Raw genomic sequence first — 19,090 nt, 5'->3', positions numbered from 1 at the left:
GTGGCGAAGCTGCGTTGTATAGTAGGGGAATGATTTCGTTGTTAAGGTGAAAGCACAAGATGACTCGGCTTCATTGATTAGCATCAGCAGTATACCGGGCGAGCTGAACAGGGAGCGCGAATCTCTACGAAAAAGGCGAAATGTACCGGTGACCAGTTACTCCTTTGACGACGAAAAGTGCTCTATCCACCAAACACGGGTAGGAGCTGGTCACTTCGCTTACTTCGATGTACCCTCACGGCCCCAGATGTCTATAGATGAGGTCAACTTCATCCGCAATCCATCTGCTTACGGGCTGGAGCAGCTGACACAAGGTGAATATCGAGATGGAGCTATGATTCTCCAAAGAGACCCCCATTTGACTGTTAATGCCCTTTTCTGGGATTATCAGATTACGGTTGCTAGTTCCTCCCTATTACGAATCAATTCATCCTGTCCGAAGGTCAACCGCGCTATTATACGAAGTCTCTGACCTAGTCGTTGGTCGGCCACTGCGGGTCCTTGATCAGCTGGTACACCCATTACTAATTGGTTCTAACTCGCAAGTCTGGGTCCTTGCCCATACTTTGCTAGGCATTCGGGAATGCAATCATGGTCGTAATCCAACTCTTTCCTACAAACGATGATACGCTAAACTGGTCATCCTAGTGGACGATATGTAGCGTAGAGAAGGCTTCCAATTATCTTTTTCCCTGTTAACAATTGGTTCAACCGGAATGTCTTGACGCGAGTTGTCATTCGAGATATACTAATAATATAAATTATTTATGTAGTCAGTAATGAAAACGTTGACTGTTGAGCGCTTGCGTACTGGACATGTTGCATATTATTGCGGAGTATATGTTGTTGTCTTTCGCGGTTTGACGATGATGGTGATGCGTGCTCCGTTAGAGGAAGGCCATAGCATCTGATGAAGGCAGTCAACAACGAGGTCCAAATCAGAACTCCGAGTTCTGGCATGTTCATTAATGTTAATGTCTACGTTTGCGGGCAAAGGCTTGATGGTTGTTTATGATTCACTAGACTGAGTGGGAAGGTTAGTCAGAGTGCGGTGGCGTCAACTAGGGGCAGTAATCAAGGATAGGTCGGATGATGCGGAAAGTGTAACTGTTTATGTATAGTGTGGTTCCTTGGGCGTTCTGATTAAAGACAACACGAAGGGTGGAACAAAAATGAAAAAGTCTATGTTGGCACTAACGATCTTGATTGCATTACTTGGACTATCGGTTACTGTGTTAGCTATGGAGCCCAACCTGGAGCTAATAGCTGCGAAAGTGACTGAAAAACCGGAAATCGATGGCTTTTTGAACGATGCAGCATGGGTTCAAGCGAGTGAAAAAGGTGCAAAGGTAGTTATGGATCTTGATTCGACGTCGGTTAAACTGACTTCTTATCCGATTGTGACTTATGTTGCCTATGACGATAATGCCCTCTATGTTGGTTATTCTGTCTTTGTTCCCGATGCAAGCAAAATTAAGACGGACGGTGAGAAGGCATGGCAGAACGACGAGGTAGAATTGTTCTTGAAAGTGCCGAGCCAGCCAGATTATAGACATATCTGTGTGGATGCAGGTGGAAAAATCGGTGTCGATGACTCTACCTACCAAGAAGATCCCGTTTTCGCCGGAAAGATCGATTGTACTGTTAAAGTTCATGACGTACGCTGGATTGCCGAACTTGCCATACCCTTTGAGGCATTTGGGGTCACACCCAAGAAGGGTGATACGTGGAAGATTGGGCTCTGTGGATATCAATCAGTCGGCGATTTCTGGTTGACATGGAATGCTACGTATGGTGGTTTTCACAACGAAGCACGTTTCGGGACTCTAGTCTTTGGTGACTGAGACTCCTGGAAGGATACTTGTTTGTGGTATTTGCTATAGCCCAAGGAATTGAGAAGACGAAAAGGGTTGTCCTTCGGATGTCTGCGAAGGGCAACCCTTTTTACCCAAACGGCTGGGCAAAGATATGGAATACTCTGCTGAAGGTAGTAGTCTTCTCGGAAACCAAAGAGCAATTATACATTTTCTTTGCACACTCGAACTCCTAGAATTCGTCTGCTGGAGCTAATGGTGATGTGGCAAACAATTAGCTCAAGTGGTCTTAGCCCGGCGTAGTTATTCTTATTGGCATCTATTCCGGTGGATTTCACTCACGCATTTTGTTTTTCCATTCACTGATCTGATTGGAACCATGGTTTCACATCTTGGAGTGCATCTAAAATACGCTATTGAAGGGTCAAAACGGTCCGCAAATCTTGTGGTAATTGTCTTGACAAGAAGGATCATCCATCCTATACTAAATATACTAGGATTTTTGTTCACAGTAAGAGAAACGTTGCACGCTAAACGGTTGCATAGTAAGGAGCATGATGTTAGAGTCTAGATATCTGACTCAACAAATGTGGCTGATCCTTGATATTCCTACTGGTCTGGTAGTGGCAAGATATACTAAAAGGTCCTTCAATTAGCGGACCTGAACATATTGTTGCATATAGTAGTGTCATTTCCTGCACCGCAATAGCTGAAATTGATTTTCAGGGAGGAAAGCTTATGAAAAGGGGACTAATCTCTGTGATGATGCTTGCGTGTTTACTAGCTAGTACTAGTGCGTTTTGTATGGACGAAGGATCTTACTGTGTCTGGGTTGCTAACAACTGTCAGAAGATCCTGCGAGACCAATTGCCACCGCAAGAGAGAAACATGGCAATCAACTTGGAAGCGGCAAAGAACGAATATGAGGGCGCTCAGGTGATAATCCGCGCTATGGATTCCAAGCTCAGCAACGTTAGTGTGAGTATTAGTGACCTTGTCGATGAGGGAGCGGTGATATCATCTGAGCACATTAGCGTCTATAAACAGCACTATATGCAGATTACGACACCGACAACTGATTTCCCTCCGGGATGGTATCCTGATGCCTTGATCCCGATAACGGCGGATTCCTACTTCGACGTGGAAGCCGGGGTGAATCAAGGAGTCTGGTTAACCGTTAAAATCCCCAAAGGGATACCTGCTGGTTCGTATGAGGGAACGTTAAACATAAGCGGTGATAGTATTGAGGAATCCCTGCCAATTCGACTGAGTGTATGGGATTTTGAGCTGCCAGACGAGAATCATAGTAAGACTTCGTCTGCTACATGGTGGGATCAACTTCTTGTTGGGCACCCAGGTATATATAGAGGAAGCCAAGAGTTTTATGAGCTACTACGCAACTATTACAACTTCTTCCTCGACTATCGCATATCGTCGATGGATTTGCCTATTGACGACAGATATATGGATGGTTATGTGAGCACAGCGGAGCAATACATAAACGATCCGAGAGTAACCAGTTATCGAATACCATACTATACTGATTTAATGAGGACCCATCGACTAGTTAAGAAACTGAAAGACAACGATCTCCTAGAAAAAGGTTTCTTCTATGTTATAGATGAACCGACACCTTCGATGTTTGACTCAATAAACCAGACTGGCAAGAAAATAAAGAGTATAGATCCGGAACTAAAGCATCTTGTAACTATGGATATCAATGAAGCAGTTATGGATTCGGTAAACACTTGGTGCACGATTCTCACTTCGTGGATGGGCGAGTATCCGCAAGTAGCACGTGAGTTGCAGCAAAAGAATGACAATAGCATCTGGTGGTACACTTGCGTCAATCCCAAAAGACCGTTTCCCTCCTACCATATCGACGACTATCTGATCGGAGCAAGAATCCTTTCGTGGATGCAAAAAGCCCATAATGTCGAGGGAAACCTCTATTGGGCCGTCAATATCTACCAGAAGTATGACCTCGATAAAGGATACATCAGTAGGGATATCTGGAATGATCCATTGGCATTTCCAGGTGCGAATGGTGATGGGTATTTAGTATATCCCGGAACCGAATATGGGATAAATGGGCCCATAGGCAGCATCCGGTTAGAGGCAATTCGGGACGGTAACGAAGACTACGAGTACTTGTGGCTTCTCGAGAGAAGAATGGAAGCGGTGGCGAAAGAATTAGGTATTGATTTCGATACAGAAGAAGCTATGCAACCGTATTTCAATAGACTGTTCTCATCCGTAAAATCGTATAACGAGGATCCTGCGGAGCTACTTGAAATCAGAAGGGAAGTAGCACATGAAATCGTCCGTCTAGACAAGAGCCCCAAGTACCTTGTTGAAGTTGATCAACTAGCGGCCGATGGTCCGGTGCTCACCGTATATGTTGAACCTGGAGCGACGCTGCTTATTGATGATGAAGTCTGTGCGACGGATGGAGACAAGGCCGTGATCAAGCTACCATCCTCTGAGGATGTCTACGACGTCAATATCAAGGTAGTGAAGGATAACAAGATAAACACAGTAACGAAACGAATCGCGCCAAGAAGAGGCCGGGTAGAAACCTATCGGCAGAGAATAAGCTACCTTGAGACACGTGAGGAACTTGGGAAGTGGAAATTCCAGAATGTTGAATCCGCCATTTCAGATAGGTTTTCGTCGCAGGGCATTTACTCTATGCAGGTTACCTTTGCACCGAATGTTGATTGGCCGAACATTAAGCTGTCCCATGATAATGGGGGACTTAGCATAACTGATTGGTCTTCATATGAGACCTTTGACTTTGATGTATACAACGAAGAGGAAGGAATTACTGCTCAGATTTATGTGAAGTTCTTTGAGAAGAACGGCAAGGCCTTTGATCGAAACTGGTTCAATGTCTTTAGCAAGAGGCAATCGCATATTTCCATCCCCATTAACGAGATTGAACTTGATGTTTCGAACATGGGATGTGTCGAGATCTGGATGCACAAGACAAATCAGCCTATTACTTTGCACTTCGATAACTTTACGCTGACAAAAGCGCTCGATGCCACCGTTGCACAGGTGCCTATCTGGGGTAATGAGAAGGCCCTAAGTTCCTCGAATATATCATCAAAGGGAGTACGTCTAGCTTGGACCGGAATAGATGATCAAAGTATTGTTCAGACGTACGAAATATATATGAACGGCAGGCTGCTCGATGCTGTGGATGCCAACGTTTCTGAGTATGATGTGGCAGGACTAGAACACGACACTGAGTATGTATTCCACATCGAGGCGCGAAGCGGTACTGGGCACCTCAGTTCAAACGGCCCTGCCACTATAGTTAGAACGGAGAACGATGAGGTTGTATTGAATCTCGCTGTTCTTAGTGACATTCATATTCACTTGAATAACACCAGTATTCCTCATGATACCGTTGTCAGGTTTGAACGGGCGCTAAAAGACTTGAAGACTACACGACCCGACTATGATGCGTTAATTGTCGTTGGTGACTTAACCAGTCATGGCTTGGATGAGGAATATGATGACATGGTTGAAGTTATCAGAAACCACAAAGTTAGCCCGGTATTCTATACCCTAGGGAACCATGAATACTGGAGAGCGCGCATGGATGATACTTACAACATCAACGATGCGAAGTTTCCTAACGGGGAGACCGAGGAAATGACGCATCAAAGGTTTCTCGACAAGACAAACATGCCAGGGATTTACTACGATGAATGGATCACGGGGAAAAATGGGGAGGACTATCATCTAGTTTTCCTTAGTCCCGAGAAGTTTTGGCAGACGGATCAGTCCATCGGTGATAAGGCGTACATTAGCGACGAGCAGATCGACTGGCTGCAAGAGAGACTGGCGGAGGGAGCAGATGCGCATAAGCCAATATTTGTGTTTATCCATCAGCCCCTAGAAAGCACATTATCGGATAGTGATTCTTACAACAGCGTGATTCAAACCGGCAAGATCAATGAGATTCTTGAGCAATTTCCACAGGTGATCCTGTTTAGTGGTCATACCCACTACGATTTGAATAGACCGGGTAACATGTACCAGGAGACCTTTACTACATTTAACACATCGTCTGTGTACTACACAATGGAATCGGATAAGTATCCTGAACGCTCCCAAGGCCTTTACGTGGATGTGTATCACGACAAAGTGGTTGTCCTGGACCGAGAGTTTAGCGATGGGAGTTGGGTAAACGGTGGAGCATATCGCGTGCTCTATCCTCGGGAAGCATCGCCAAAGAAAAAGGCTGCGATCAGAGTATCGAAACAGAAGGTTAGTCTTAATGACACGATAGACGTCACACTATCCAATCTGCCAAGCCCGGTGGGCGCACGTGACTGGATAGGTCTTTATGAAGTCGATCAAGTGCCTGGAGGCGGCATAGGATCAATCTGGTGGCGCTACTTACCCGACCTGGGGATTACCAATGATAGTGGGAGCTTCAGCTTAGAAGTAAGTCGGGGAATGGTGTCGGCAGGTAAAACGTATAAACTGGTTCTGTTCTATAATGATTCGTACGAAGTAGAGGCCCTGGGAACATTTGAGGTTTACGATTCTGAAGAGTAAAGGGACTAGATAAAGACCCTGTTAACCGTTAGGTAGATACGTAAGCTACACAAAAGGTGGTTTCAAGCTCCGGTATCTCAAAGTATGGATGCTGACTTGACATAGGTTGATACCAGTATTTGAGAACAGTACTGAGGGAGGAGGTGTAAGAGCAGAAACGAGGCCGATAGAGCCTCATGATTTAACTATATTGGAACTTTACACTAGGAGGCATAGAACGATGAGTAAGCTAAACCAAAGGTTCGTCAGTAATTCTAGGTTATGTGTACTGCTGGCATTAGCTCTGGCGGTGGTAGTCACTTTTCCTGTTCAGGCAAAAACGAAGGTCCGCTTTGCGATGTGGGGTACAGTTGAGGAAGTTCAGACCTATCAAAAGATCATCGAGAATTTTGAGGCGGATAACCCAGATATCGAGGTGGAGTTTGAGTATTCAAGCTGGGGCGAGTATTGGGATAAGGTGCAAATTCAGATGTTGGGCGGCATTGCACCGGACGTGATCCGTATGAGTGGCGCATACCTGGAACCGTTTGCACTTGATGGGGTCCTACTTAGCATCCAACCGTTCATTGAAAAGGATCAGTTTCCCATTGATACCGATGAGTATTTCGACGTTTCAGGCATCTTTAAGGTAGATGGTAGTTACTATGGCTTGCCAGAGGGCGGTGACATAACGGCCCTTTTCTACAACGAAGATCTCTTTAACGCGGCGGGACTAAATTATCCTTCTGCTGATTGGACCTGGGAGGATCTTCGACATGCCGCAAAGCGATTAACAGTGCATGACGGTAATGAGGTTGAACAGTGGGGTTTTCATACGTTTCTCAATGGCAGTGGGCAGGCAGGTTACCTGAACTTCATCCTGCAGGCAGGCGGTCGAGCACTTAATGATGAGAAGACCATGGCAACCGTGGACACGCCAGAAGTCCATGAAGCTTTGCGTTTCCTACAAGACATGATCCTGGGGGATGGCTCAGCTGCACCTCCAGATGCAGGAGATCATATGGCAATGTTTAGGGCAGGTCAGACTGCTATGTTGACGGCGGTTGTTCCGTTTTGGACAACCTTCTTCGAGGATGCTTCGTTTGATTGGGATATAGCTCCGCTTCCAATGGGAAAACAGCGGGCCTCCACTTACAATTTCTGCGGTTTTAGTATGACCTCAACTACGCAGGAGAGTGAGGCAGGTTGGCGGTTAATGAAGTATTTTGCTGGCCCCGAAGGACAACGGATTCTTGCGCGTAACCGGCAAATGTTACCACCTTTACGCAGTGTGGCTGTTTCGGACGAATTTGTCGATCCGACCCAAAGACCCTATCGGTTACGAGAAGTGATTGAAGTAACAGGGCCCCATATTTATGATTTGCAGTTCACACTGAATTGGTGGGAATGGACAGAAGTTCTCGGTAACGAAGTGATTGAAGTAATGCGGGGTGGGAAGCCAGTCGAGACAGCGATGAAACAAGCGACCGATATTATTAACCAGTATTTAAGCAACCGATAACAAGAAGCAAGGGCCTGCGGTATCACGTGACTGGAAACGATAGGTGAGACTACCTTTGCATGTAGTCTCACTTATCCGAAACAGTCTTGGTACAATGTTGATGTTTTGCAGGGTGCCTAAGTGGGTTGATTGTATCGAAGGCACAAAGGGGATGGTATCATGGCGACAATTCGTGAAGTGGCAGCTTTAGCGGGGGTATCAACTACAACTGTATCGAGGGTGCTAAATGCAAAAGGATCTCAGATTCCGATTAGTGATCGAACAAAAAAGAAGGTCATTGCGGCGGCAATAGAGCTTGGATATGAACCGAATTACATGGCTAAGGGGTTGGTTGGCTGCAAGACTGAGACCATTGGGCTTGTAATGTATGATCTCGCCCATGTATTGCACCCGAATTTTTCTCAGATTGTACATGGTATTGTATCGGCTTTAAGTCAATCAAGCTTTGATTTGATGCTGCTACCCCTAAAGGGCAAACTAAAGCGACGAAATCCTATTCCGTTTTCCGTCGCTTCGTATTATCGACAACATAGGGTGGATGGGATGATCATAGCTGCACAGGAGGTGTCAACAAAGGCGCTACTTGAGCTTCACAGGGAAGAGTGTCCCTTTGTGCTGTTGGGTGCTCATCTTCCTGGTACGAAGCTGCCCTCGGTGCGTGCTAACGTCGAACAAGGAATAAGCGACCTTATTGAACACCTGTTCTCGCTAGGACATCGTCGCATAGGGTTTATCAATGGCCCGGAAGGATTTCGCATTAACGATGAGATGGCCTTGGGTTATCGTAAGGCCTTGTGCCGGAAGGGTCTGTTCGATACGGCTTTGCTGCGTTCTTCAGATTTTACTTCGGAAACAACGCGTAAGCGGACAAAGGAGCTTCTGCAACTTCACGAGCCTCCCACAGCGATTATGGCTGCTGACGATCTAATGGCGATAGAGATTATGAATGTGATTACTGAGGCCGGTCTAACAGTTCCTGGTGATGTGTCAGTGGCGGGCTACGCTGATCTGTCGGTCAGTGGTAACGTGACCCCGCTTCTAACCACTGTTGGTATTCCCATTTCCGAAACCGGCCGACGTGCGGCGCTACTGTTGCTGGAAATCCTGGACAAGAATAACGTTAGACAACCAGTTCAGGTCTTGCCAACGGAGTTGATTGTCCGAGAGTCCACAGGACCAGTCTCCAGATGGGAAGGGAATAGGGTACTAGCCGACCTATCTTGAGGTGTGGAAATAGGTAACAGACGGTTAGACAAGCGTATGGCTCTCGGTTTGCAGAGACATTTTATGACGATCCAAAGAGCGGCTGTTTCATATCCCTAGATCCGCTCAGTCTAGTCTGAGTCTTCAACTTGATCTTCTTCGAAAGTTGGGTGTTTTAGGATAGTTCGCTAATGAGGGCGTAGAAAACAGCTTTCGTATAGCTTTCCAAAGGAGGTGTAACAAAGCTAGGATTACTCTTGCGTGCAAGGCTTGGTAACCATGTGAATGAGTAACTACATTATGCAGGGAGGTACCTGTAGATGCGCTGTAAGAATTGGTTGCGATGTTTAATGGTTGTTTCCCTATTGCTGTCAATACTTGTTCCCGTGTATGCCACTGCAGACTCAGAAGACCTAGAACGGATTACACTTGAAGTAGTACTAACGGGTGGACGGGATCCGAATGTAAACGTAGTACAGGACTACGGCGATATCGTTTGGACGGAGGTTCTGACCCAGGAATTCCAGAAAGAGTACCCTAATGTTGATGTGGTCTTTCGGACTGGAACTCTCGAGCAAACCATTGTATCCATGATCGGCGGAGTCGGTCCAGATATTGTCAATGGCTACGGACCTCAGTTTATTAATATGGGTAGACAAGGCATGTTCATCGACCTACTTCCGCTTCTTGAACGTGATGGGGCATATGAGGAAGTAAAATTATCCTATTGGCCTCCGCAATTTGGGGTTTTCCAGCATCAAGGACGGGTGTTTGCACTACCACAATACCTTAACATATTTGCAATGTACTACAACGCTGATATGTTTGGCTACATGGGTGTACCTGATCCTGAACCTCGAGCTGACCTTAACACAATGGACTGGAGGGAGTTCGAGACGATTGCCAGGAAGCTAACTCAGGATCGTGATGGTGATGGAACACCAGACATATGGGGTTTTAGTAAGGTGCTTACAGTCACCGATCATCTACATTATTGGTTAAAGGCTGCGGGTTCGGACTTCTATGGTAATGAAGAGAAGACGGTAAGTATCCTTGATAATCCGGCGGCAGTGGAAGCGCTGGAATACTTACAGCATTTACGTTGGGAGGCAGAAGTCATGCCACCACCGGGTTCTCCATGGCCTTGGGATGCTTGGAAGCAGGGGAACGTTGCCATCCAGGAATACGGTTCCCATGCACTAGTGGACTACCTAGGCTTACAGAAAGACGGTGCTGCAAAGGTGCCCTTCAAGTGGAATGTGTTTCCGCTGCCAATTGGCCCATCAGGAGAACGCTATACCTTAGCTGCTGATGATGGATATGCGATTAACGGCAATACGAGGCATCCTGAAGAAGCGTACGCTCTGCTCAGATTCCTATCGGGACCGATCGCCAATGAGATTATGGCCAAGTACGTCGCTTTACAGCCGGCTCATCGTGATGTTGCACCTGAATACCTTAACATCATGCGAGAGCTAAATACGCAGGCGTATGACATTAATATTCATGTGTTCACTGATGCTGGTGCCTATGCCATTCCCGAAATAGTCTACGCCGATCACGTCAACGGTGAGACGATTATTAAGGAAGCATATAGCAGAATCTTTGACCAGAACAAACCGGTAGGTCCAACTTGGTTCGAAGCAATCGAACGTTTGAACCGGACGATGGCCTCCATTCCGACAACGAAGGAGGATGTTCAATGGGAGTCAAAACTGGCCACGTTTGAAGATGAAAATGATCTTCGCCGTTGGAAAACTGAAAATGTATTGCTGAGTCTTTCGGATGAGCGTGTAAGTGAAGGAGATTCGGCCCTAAAGGCATTATTTGAAGCGGATGTCGATTTCCCCAATATTCGTTTTGGCATTCTAGACGAAGAACATAGTACTTCACCGGAGTGGTCATCCTATCTGTTCCTAGCATTTGATGTATGGAATGATCATTCTAGCGATATAGATATTTACGTGAAATTCCATCAGATCGGTGGAGCTGCACACGACGGCAACATGGTGACGTTGCCGTCCAAGGAGTGGAAGCAGATCAAGATTCCTTTAGGATTTGTGATGTTGGATCGAACAAAACTAGAGTGCTTCGAGCTTTGGAAATGGAAATACGAGGAGCCTATTACTATCTACTTTGATAACTTCAGGCTGGAGTAAGAGGACAATTGGGTTGAGCCGGGCATGGGATGTGTGTTTAGGCTCAACCTATATTCCGCATCCATACAGAGGGTAAGGCTATGGGCCGACAATAGTGGAAATCATGCCTAGACAGTCGGTGTGAGGTTTAGATGTAGATAAGGATGCAAATTCATTGAATGTGTACATTAGCCTGCTCGGGACCAGACGAAGTTGCAGCATGACTGCGCTATGGAGACTGAAAAGTGTACATGTGGGCGCGAAATCTGGGTTTAGGGCAAGGGGGGTAATGTAAGTGTATAACGCTAGCTGGAGATCCTTAGTTGTGGTGATGGGATTGCTCGCATTTCTTGGAGGGATGGTTGACGTGTCGTGTGCAGATAATTGTGTAGTCTGGGTTCCAGGCAAGCTAGATAAGATCCAAAGAGAGCAGGCGCCGCCCGAGCTGATACTGCCGCCTCTAATTGAGATGGAATCTGCCCAAAATGAGTGGGAGGGCGCTCAATTAATCATTCATGCTGGTGAACGGTTAGAAAGCGTAGAGGTTACAGTAAATCCCCTTGTTCACCGGGAAGGAATAGGACCAGATATTGTGCTTGAGGTCTTTCGACAACACTACGTACATATAACGGAACCAACCTCGGTTTTTCCGACAGGATGGTATCCTGATGCATTGCCGCCCCTGCAAAGCTCGCTATCTGTGGAAGCTGGGCATAATCAGGGGCTTTGGCTGTCGCTTAAAGTGCCGGCAAAGCAGCCTGCGGGTTTGTATGAAGGATCGGTCGTGCTTACTTTGCACAGTAGCAACAATGTACAAGTGTCGGAGATACCGGTTCAGCTAACCGTCTGGGATTTTGCTTTGCCCGATGAGACCCATACGATGAGCGCGTTTGCTCTTTGGGGCGATCAGATTGCCCGTTATTATGGTATTACGCCAGGAAGCCCTCGCTATTGGCAGATGCTCGAACGGTACTATTGGTTCCAGACTGAGTATCGGCTTCCTCCAGATGACCTGCCGATTCCGTATGTGGATCCCGATCAATATGTTCGATCAGCGGAACGCTTCGTGGAGCGTCCTGAAGTTTATAGCTTCCGCATCCCGTTCCGAAACGATCCGGCCGAGACGAAGCAACTAGTAGATTTGCTTCGGGAGAAAGGATGGCTTTCAAAGGGCTATTTCTATCTTGGCGGACTAATTGACGAACCGTCACCGGAGCAGTATCCCTCTGTTCATATGTACGGGCAGCAATTGAAGCAGATCGCCCCGGATGCGCGACATGTTGTAACCATACATCCAGTTGAGCCCTTGTCTGGTGCGGTGGACACTTGGGCTCCTCTCGTGCATTATTATGATCATGAGATGGCTCAGGCAAGGCAGGCCATTGGGGAGCACATGTGGTGGTATACCTGCGTCATGCCCACCAGTCCGTACCCGACATATCATATCGACGATGATCTTATGGGTGCGCGTTTACTATCATGGTTCCAATGGAATTGGGATATTGAGGGTGTTCTTTATTGGTCTACCACCGTTTTTGAAAAATGGACCGGAAGCCGATATGTGCGCCGTGATCCATGGGAGGACCCATTAGCCTTCCCCGGAGCAAACGGCGATGGTTTCCTCCTATATCCTGGTCCCGATGGTCCAGTTGCGTCGTTACGAATAGAGGCGATTCGGGACGGATTAGAGGACTATGAATACCTCTATCTGTTGGAGCAACGATTGGGGGAAACAGCTGCGGAGTTGGGTATGGAGTTAGATTCAGTCCGATTGCGTCAGACGATATCTCTTTTGTTCGATCGGGTGTTTGAGAATGCTCCCTTAGTGGTCGAACGGGATTCCATTGTAGTGGCGGAAGCGCGACGTTTGCTAGCCGATATGATTCTACGTGCCTGTAAGGAGCCTCTAATGCTAATGCAATTGGAGCCACTGACCGAGGATGAGTCCGCTCCGGCATATTCCAAACAGCTCTTAACGCTATGGACCTCGCCTGGTGCAAAGGTCAACGTAAACGATGAAGTGCTAACGTCGATTAGGCAGCATGAAGAAGCTGATTGTTTTGAGTTAGTAGTTGATCGGTATCAGAAGCATACTGTTCGTATTGAACATAATGAGGAATCCCGTCAATTCGTGCTCAGTCAGTCGCACTCTCAAAAGGGTTTGGGGGATCAGACCATCACTGTTCTCACCTCATTTGAGGAAGAAGACGACATCTATCGTCTCATGGCCCAACATGTGGCGTTGAGCCTCACCAACGAGCGCACTAGCAACGGAGATTTTGCCTTGAAAGCGGTTTTCCGCCCAGGGTTTGACTTTCCGAATATACGATTTCCCATCGCAGGGCCGAAGGGCTTTTCACCTAACGATTGGCCGCTTAAGAAATACCTCACTTTTGATGTATGGAATGATGACGTGAATCAAGCACAGATATACGTTAAGTTTCATCAGGTTGGAGGAGCTGCTTACGATAACAACATGGTTATATTGGCCCCACATGAATGGAAGCAAGTTAAAATCCCCTTGGAGTTTGTCAGACTGGATAGGGCACAGTTGCTGAGTGTTGAAATCTGGATGTGGAAGCAGGAAAGTTCCGTCACGCTGTGTTTTGACAACTTTCGCCTAGAGTGATCAGCGATGGCCGTAATGATCTCATTTCCCGTCAGAAGGGGACGTTAAATGGGTAAGCAACAAAGAAATCTAGTTGTTTCGGGTGAGTCATTGGTCTAGTGTTAGTCGCGTTTGCCCTACCCTATCGGGAAGATCATAGTTGCTATGGGGCATGGTTCAAGAGGTAAAGACCTGTTAGGAGACCAGTCTGAAGTGAATAATCCGGATATGGGCAAGTTCAAATGCTGGGCGGTATTGCGCCGGGATGTGCTTCGTATAGTGCATACTTGGCGCAGTCTGCCCAGGATGCAGCGCTCCAGGATGACTTCCCAGTTGATACTGACGAGGACTTTGTCGTACCGGATATCATCTTTCGGCAGATAAAGATTTAGTACTTCACCCAAAGCAGTTGCCTACACTTACAGTTTACGCCGAACTGGGTTGAATGGACCCCGGCTATGGGCAATATGAAGTGGTGGCGATCATGAATGATGAACAACCGGTAGAACGGAGATGGGCCAGTGACATCGATTGCCCCAGTGTTTCTATCCTAATACCTGTCTGCAACATGTTTACCACCGAATCTGGAGCATCCTTAGTACCCGCATGTTCTATGGTCGAGATTCAGCCTGCTGTTGTTCTCCCAATATCCCGGAACTCATTGTTCCTTCTCCAAAGGGGGCGTTTCAGATTCTTGACACAAGATGCCAAAGACCCTATACTAATCATAAATTGTAGTCTGTAGTTGGTGCGAGAAACTCTATATGTTAAAGGAATGCAGGCAATTTGGGCCACCAAGTTTTTCCTACGGTGCTTGATTGGACCTGTGCTCTCAAATAGCGGAAATCGAATTGGAACTGGTAATTCACGGTGTGCCGCTTTATGCCAAATACAATCAATATCGTCTGGTATTAAGTCTTTACTCCAAGACCCTTAGTACTGTTAATAGATAGGTGATATGAAGGTAGACGTTTATTGCTGTTGCGTGTCTAGGTGCTATACAATGGACATAGGTATTGAACCAAATCCTAAATGAGCTGAGCGGAAACCCTGGATACGGGTATTTCCTAGAACTGGCACTCTCGCCGGGAGAAAGGTCAGGTAAGCATATCCTTATAGTCAACGGCATCGAGGATACAAAGGGGATGGTACGATGGCGACGATTCGTGAAGTAGCAGCTTTGGCGGAAGTCTCTACAACAACGGTATCTCGGGTGCTAAATGCGAAAGGTTCTCCGATTCCTATCAGTGACGAGACGAAGAAGAAAGTCATAGCAGCGGCAATAGAACTTGGCTATGAACCCAACTATATGGCTAAAGGCTTGGTTGGCTGCAAAACCGAGACGATTGGTCTTGTGATGTACGATCTTGCCCATGTGTTACACCCAAACTTCTCTCAGATCGTACATGGTATAGTGTCAGCGTTAAGTGAGTCAAGCTTCGACTTGGTGTTATTGCCTCTAAAGGGCAAGATAAAGCGAGCAAATCCAATCCCGTTTTCAGTTGCATCTTATTATAGACAGCGTAGGGTAGACGGTCTGATTGTAGCGGCTCAGGAGGTTTCAACCAAGGCACTATTGGAGCTTCATAAAGAGGAGTGTCCCTTCGTTTTGCTAGGTGCCCACTTGCCTGACACGAGTCTTTCCTCGGTGCGTGCAAACGTTGAAGAAGGTATGGTTACCCTTGTTGAGTACCTGCTGTCTTTAGGACACCGCCGAATTGGGTTCATCAATGGACCCAAGGGATTTCGTATCAACGATGAGATGGGTTTGGGCTATCGCAGGGCTTTGTCAAGGAAGGACCTATTCAATAAAGAGCTCTTACGGTCTTCAGATTTCACCTCCGAGATAACCCGTAAACGGACCGAGGAGCTGCTACAGCTTCCGGAACCTCCCACCGCGATTATAGCTGCTGATGATCTCATGGCCATCGAGGCTATGCATGTGATTGCGGAAGCTGGTCTATCAATACCTAAGGACATATCAGTCGCCGGATATGCTGATTTGCCGGTAACTAGTAACGTGGCTCCTGCCTTGACGACTGTTCGGATTCCGATCTCCGAGACGGGCCAGCGTGCTGCTGAACTCCTATTGGAGATCTTAGATGACAATGATCTCGGGCAACGGGTGCAAGTTTTGCCAACGGAGCTAATAGTGCGAGAGTCAACTGGACCAGTTTCAGATGACTAGGATCTTTGATGGCCCTGATCAGATTTTCCGAATGTTTGGCTGGGCTCGGCACCATTAGCAGTAGTTGTAGGCGCGAGGAACTCAAGGAGACCCTGAAATGAGTGACTCCGTAAGCTTGACAGGGCAGCGTTTCTCCTGTACACTTAGCAGTATATGAATTTTAGATCAATCAAAGACTAGGAAAGGAAGTAGTAACTGCACTGATTGGCATAGAGAGCCATTGGTTGGTGGAAAATGGCCCAATCAACAGTGAACTCGTCCTGGAGTCGTCATTGTGAAGGAACTAGTAGCAATGATCGGTGTCCGCCGTTATGGACTTGAGTGAGTCAACGTCTTGTTGGCTAAAAAGAGTGGTACCGCGGAAGTCACCTTTCGTCTCTTGGTAGGAGATGAAAGGTTTTTTTGTTGTCCGGGATAACTTGATGCTAATAACGGAGTGATATCATGGAAATGATAGACAAGACAGTCGGGGCGTTTTTGGACGAGGTAGCAAGGAAGTACCCCGACCATGACGCAGTGGTCTATCCTATAGAAGGAATTCGATACACCTATGCGGAGTTTAACGAGATGTGTAATCGGATTGCTCGTGGCCTCATGGCGATTGGTGTTCGCAAAGGTGAACATGTTTCGATTTGGGCGACTAACCGGGTTGAATGGCTCTTGCTCCAATTTGCAACGGCGAAAATCGGCGCGGTTTTAGTTACGGTAAATACGAACTACAAAGTATACGAACTGGAATACTTGCTTAAACAGTCAGATACCGAATCCTTTTTCCTGATAGACGGTTTTAAGGATGTGGATTACGTCAAAACACTGTATCGTCTAGTTCCGGAACTGCGTGAAAGCGAGCCCGGTAAAGTAAAGTCTGAACGTTTAAAAAGGCTAAGACGCGTAGTTTACATAGGTGACAAGCCCGCCCCCAAAGGTATGTTACACTGGAGCCAGTTGCTTGAGCTTTCCGAGGAGGTATCTGAGGAGGAGTTTCTACAGCGTCAGTCCTCCCTTGATGTTCATGATGTGGTTAACATGCAGTATACCTCTGGCACCACGGGTTTTCCTAAAGGGGTACAGCTTACACACTACAACATCCTAAATAATGGTAAGGCAATCGGGGATTGTATGAATTTTACTACCAAAGACCGTTTGTGTATTCCTGTACCGCTCTTTCATTGCTTTGGCTGTGTTCTAGGAGTCATGGCTTGTGTTACCCACGCTTCAACTATGGTACCAGTGGATTATTTCCGACCTAAATGGGTGCTCGAGGCGCTCTCGAAGGAACGATGTACTGCTATTCATGGCGTGCCCACCATGTTTATCGCTGTTCTGGGGCATCCTGACTTTGACAAATACGATCTAAGTAACCTAAGGACCGGGATTATGGCTGGTTCTACGTGCCCGACCGAAGTAATGAAGGCAGCGATCAACAGGATGGGTGTCAGAGAAATTACCAGTGCCTATGGTCAGACTGAAGCATCACCGGTAATTACACAAACAAGGACCACTGACCCAGTTGATATACGGATAACTACTGTTGGACGTGTTTTGCCTAGTGTTGAGGCCAAAATTGTTGATGTTGAGACCAGGCAGGAGGTTCCAGCGGGTGTACAAGGAGAGGTTTGCACCCGGGGTTATCATGTTATGAAAGGTTATTACAATATGCCCGAGGCTACTGCCCAGGTAATTGACGAAGACGGATGGTTGTATACCGGCGATTTAGGCGTGCAGACCGAGGATGGGTACTTCACGATTACAGGAAGAGCCAAAGACATGATTATTCGCGGTGGTGAAAATATCTATCCAAGGGAAATCGAGGAGTTCTTATATACCCATCCTAGTATTAGTGATGTGCAAGTTGTAGGAGTTCCTGATGCAAACTACGGGGAAGAAATCATGGCCTTTGTCTGTTTGAAGGAAGGGCATTCCTGTACAGAAGAAGAGATTCAGCAGTACGTAAAAGAGAATATGGCACGACACAAGGTACCCAGATATGTTCGCTTTGTAACCGAATATCCCACTACGGCAAGTGGAAAGGTGCAGAAATATAAGCTACGGGAAATGGGCGTGGAGCTTTTGAGGCTTCACGATGAAACCCGTGTTGAGACGGCTTGAAGGATGAAAGGAGACGCCTAGGCGTCTCCTTCCTTTATATGACCTCATTAATTTCGCCCTTCAGCGCCTCAGAGGACTGCATACCGATCAATCGCTTTACGATTTGTCCATCTTTGAAAATGGCAAGGGTCGGGATCGACATGACCTTGTATTGGGTGGCTAGCTCTTGATTTTCATCCACGTTGACTTTGGCCACCTTTAGCTCCTCTTGGGTGTAGGCTTTGGCGATTTCCTCAATAATCGGGGCAATCATGCGACATGGACCGCACCAAGGGGCCCAAAAATCGACGAGTACCGGTGTCTTTGAAGACAGAACCTCATTTTGAAAAGCATCGTTTGTTAGCTCAATGACCTTGTTTCCCATGTTATGACCTCCTAAGTGAGTTGGCTGAATATTTTGGCAAAACGGTTCTTGACTTCCTCAAGTTCCTTGCCTGCTGCAAGTTCCATGGCCATGCACTCTGCAAGATGATCGCAAGCAAAGGTAATTCCTACTTGGGTAATGGCAGCTTTTAGTGCCGCTAGCTGCACGGCGACTTCTTCGCAACTACGGTCCTCTTCTACCATTTTGCAGACGCCCCGGGCCTGGCCCTCGATGCGTTTTAATCGACCGATGATTTGCCGCTTAAATTCAGGGCGGAGTTTCTCATCTAAACTTATGCTACCCAAGCTTTCATCACCTCCCCTGCCCGCCACATCTAACCATACCCCGTATGGTATATATAAAGTATAGTTTACCACGCGCCAGTTGTCAAGACCCTAGATCAAATTTGGTCGGTGCACCCATGCAGGAAATGGATTACTCCCTATATTGTACCGTGTTCGGAGGATATCTGTATTTGATAATATAAAAGTGAACCACTTGGGGCAGAAATTATAACATAAAAGTGATCCACTTCAACCACAATCTGCTATCCTTGATCAGTACCCAAACCAATCAGGGAGCAGGTGAAC

The 19,090-nt window shown here is 46.8% G+C and carries 12 protein-coding genes and 1 other annotated feature; of the genes, 10 read left to right on the top strand and 2 right to left on the bottom strand.

Annotation, left to right across the window (positions count from 1 at the left end; translation table 11 throughout):
• Positions 1-46 precede the first annotated feature (46 nt).
• From M0Q40_07975 to M0Q40_07930, 10 genes are all read left to right on the top strand, one after another.
• Entirely contained in the window at positions 47-472 is a 426-nt protein-coding gene (locus M0Q40_07975) for a hypothetical protein (GenBank protein ID MCK9222546.1), read from the top strand.
• Positions 473-1,172: 700 nt separating this feature from the next.
• The gene (locus M0Q40_07970; GenBank protein MCK9222545.1) at positions 1,173-1,844 is read left to right on the top strand and encodes a hypothetical protein; all 672 of its coding nucleotides are present in this window, start codon (positions 1,173-1,175) and stop codon (positions 1,842-1,844) included.
• 708 nt (positions 1,845-2,552) lie between these two features.
• A complete protein-coding gene (locus tag M0Q40_07965; protein MCK9222544.1) occupies positions 2,553-6,389 on the top strand; it encodes a DUF6067 family protein in 3,837 nt (1,278 codons plus the stop codon).
• A 220-nt stretch (positions 6,390-6,609) separates the two neighbouring features.
• On the top strand, positions 6,610-7,890 hold the full coding sequence (locus tag M0Q40_07960) for a sugar ABC transporter substrate-binding protein (GenBank protein MCK9222543.1): 1,281 nt from the start codon (positions 6,610-6,612) through the stop codon (positions 7,888-7,890).
• Positions 7,891-8,049: 159 nt separating this feature from the next.
• Positions 8,050-9,114 (top strand): LacI family transcriptional regulator, encoded by a 1,065-nt coding sequence (locus M0Q40_07955; protein ID MCK9222542.1) that lies wholly within the window; start codon positions 8,050-8,052, stop codon positions 9,112-9,114.
• A 299-nt stretch (positions 9,115-9,413) separates the two neighbouring features.
• The gene (locus tag M0Q40_07950; protein MCK9222541.1) at positions 9,414-11,252 is read left to right on the top strand and encodes an extracellular solute-binding protein; all 1,839 of its coding nucleotides are present in this window, start codon (positions 9,414-9,416) and stop codon (positions 11,250-11,252) included.
• A gap of 274 nt (positions 11,253-11,526) precedes the next feature.
• Entirely contained in the window at positions 11,527-13,860 is a 2,334-nt protein-coding gene (locus tag M0Q40_07945; protein ID MCK9222540.1) for a DUF4091 domain-containing protein, read from the top strand.
• Positions 13,861-14,081: 221 nt separating this feature from the next.
• Positions 14,082-14,231 carry a hypothetical protein gene (locus M0Q40_07940; GenBank protein ID MCK9222539.1) on the top strand — a complete coding sequence of 50 codons (150 nt, stop codon included), beginning with the start codon at positions 14,082-14,084 and terminating at the stop codon, positions 14,229-14,231.
• Positions 14,232-14,992: 761 nt separating this feature from the next.
• Entirely contained in the window at positions 14,993-16,027 is a 1,035-nt protein-coding gene (locus tag M0Q40_07935) for a LacI family transcriptional regulator (protein MCK9222538.1), read from the top strand.
• 169 nt (positions 16,028-16,196) lie between these two features.
• Positions 16,197-16,410: a binding site (T-box leader), on the top strand.
• 67 nt (positions 16,411-16,477) lie between these two features.
• Complete coding sequence (locus M0Q40_07930; GenBank protein ID MCK9222537.1) at positions 16,478-18,136, top strand: AMP-binding protein; 1,659 nt, start codon at positions 16,478-16,480, stop codon at positions 18,134-18,136.
• 34 nt (positions 18,137-18,170) lie between these two features.
• Here M0Q40_07930 and trxA read toward each other — a convergent pair whose 3' ends face one another.
• Positions 18,171-18,500, bottom strand: coding sequence for a thioredoxin (trxA, locus tag M0Q40_07925; GenBank protein ID MCK9222536.1), 330 nt, complete (start codon positions 18,498-18,500; stop codon positions 18,171-18,173).
• A gap of 11 nt (positions 18,501-18,511) precedes the next feature.
• The gene (locus M0Q40_07920; GenBank protein MCK9222535.1) at positions 18,512-18,805 is read right to left on the bottom strand and encodes a metal-sensitive transcriptional regulator; all 294 of its coding nucleotides are present in this window, start codon (positions 18,803-18,805) and stop codon (positions 18,512-18,514) included.
• Between the last annotated feature and the right edge of the window lie 285 nt (positions 18,806-19,090).

Source organism: Limnochordia bacterium (assembly GCA_023230925.1).
Classification (GTDB): domain Bacteria; phylum Bacillota; class Limnochordia; order DUMW01; family DUMW01; genus JALNWK01.
This window is presented reverse-complemented; position numbering and strand designations above follow the sequence as displayed.

Excerpts from the sequence above, each read along its gene's own strand:
- M0Q40_07960 (MCK9222543.1), top strand. The coding sequence starts at position 6,610 with ATGAGTAAGCTAAACCAAAGGTTCGTCAGTAATTCTAGGTTATGTGTA.
- M0Q40_07970 (MCK9222545.1), top strand. The coding sequence starts at position 1,173 with ATGAAAAAGTCTATGTTGGCACTAACGATCTTGATTGCATTACTTGGA.
- M0Q40_07930 (MCK9222537.1), top strand. The coding sequence starts at position 16,478 with ATGATAGACAAGACAGTCGGGGCGTTTTTGGACGAGGTAGCAAGGAAG.
- M0Q40_07965 (MCK9222544.1), top strand. The coding sequence starts at position 2,553 with ATGAAAAGGGGACTAATCTCTGTGATGATGCTTGCGTGTTTACTAGCT.
- M0Q40_07950 (MCK9222541.1), top strand. The coding sequence starts at position 9,414 with ATGCGCTGTAAGAATTGGTTGCGATGTTTAATGGTTGTTTCCCTATTG.
- M0Q40_07955 (MCK9222542.1), top strand. The coding sequence starts at position 8,050 with ATGGCGACAATTCGTGAAGTGGCAGCTTTAGCGGGGGTATCAACTACA.
- trxA (MCK9222536.1), bottom strand. The coding sequence starts at position 18,500 with ATGGGAAACAAGGTCATTGAGCTAACAAACGATGCTTTTCAAAATGAG.
- M0Q40_07940 (MCK9222539.1), top strand. The coding sequence starts at position 14,082 with ATGCTGGGCGGTATTGCGCCGGGATGTGCTTCGTATAGTGCATACTTG.
- M0Q40_07935 (MCK9222538.1), top strand. The coding sequence starts at position 14,993 with ATGGCGACGATTCGTGAAGTAGCAGCTTTGGCGGAAGTCTCTACAACA.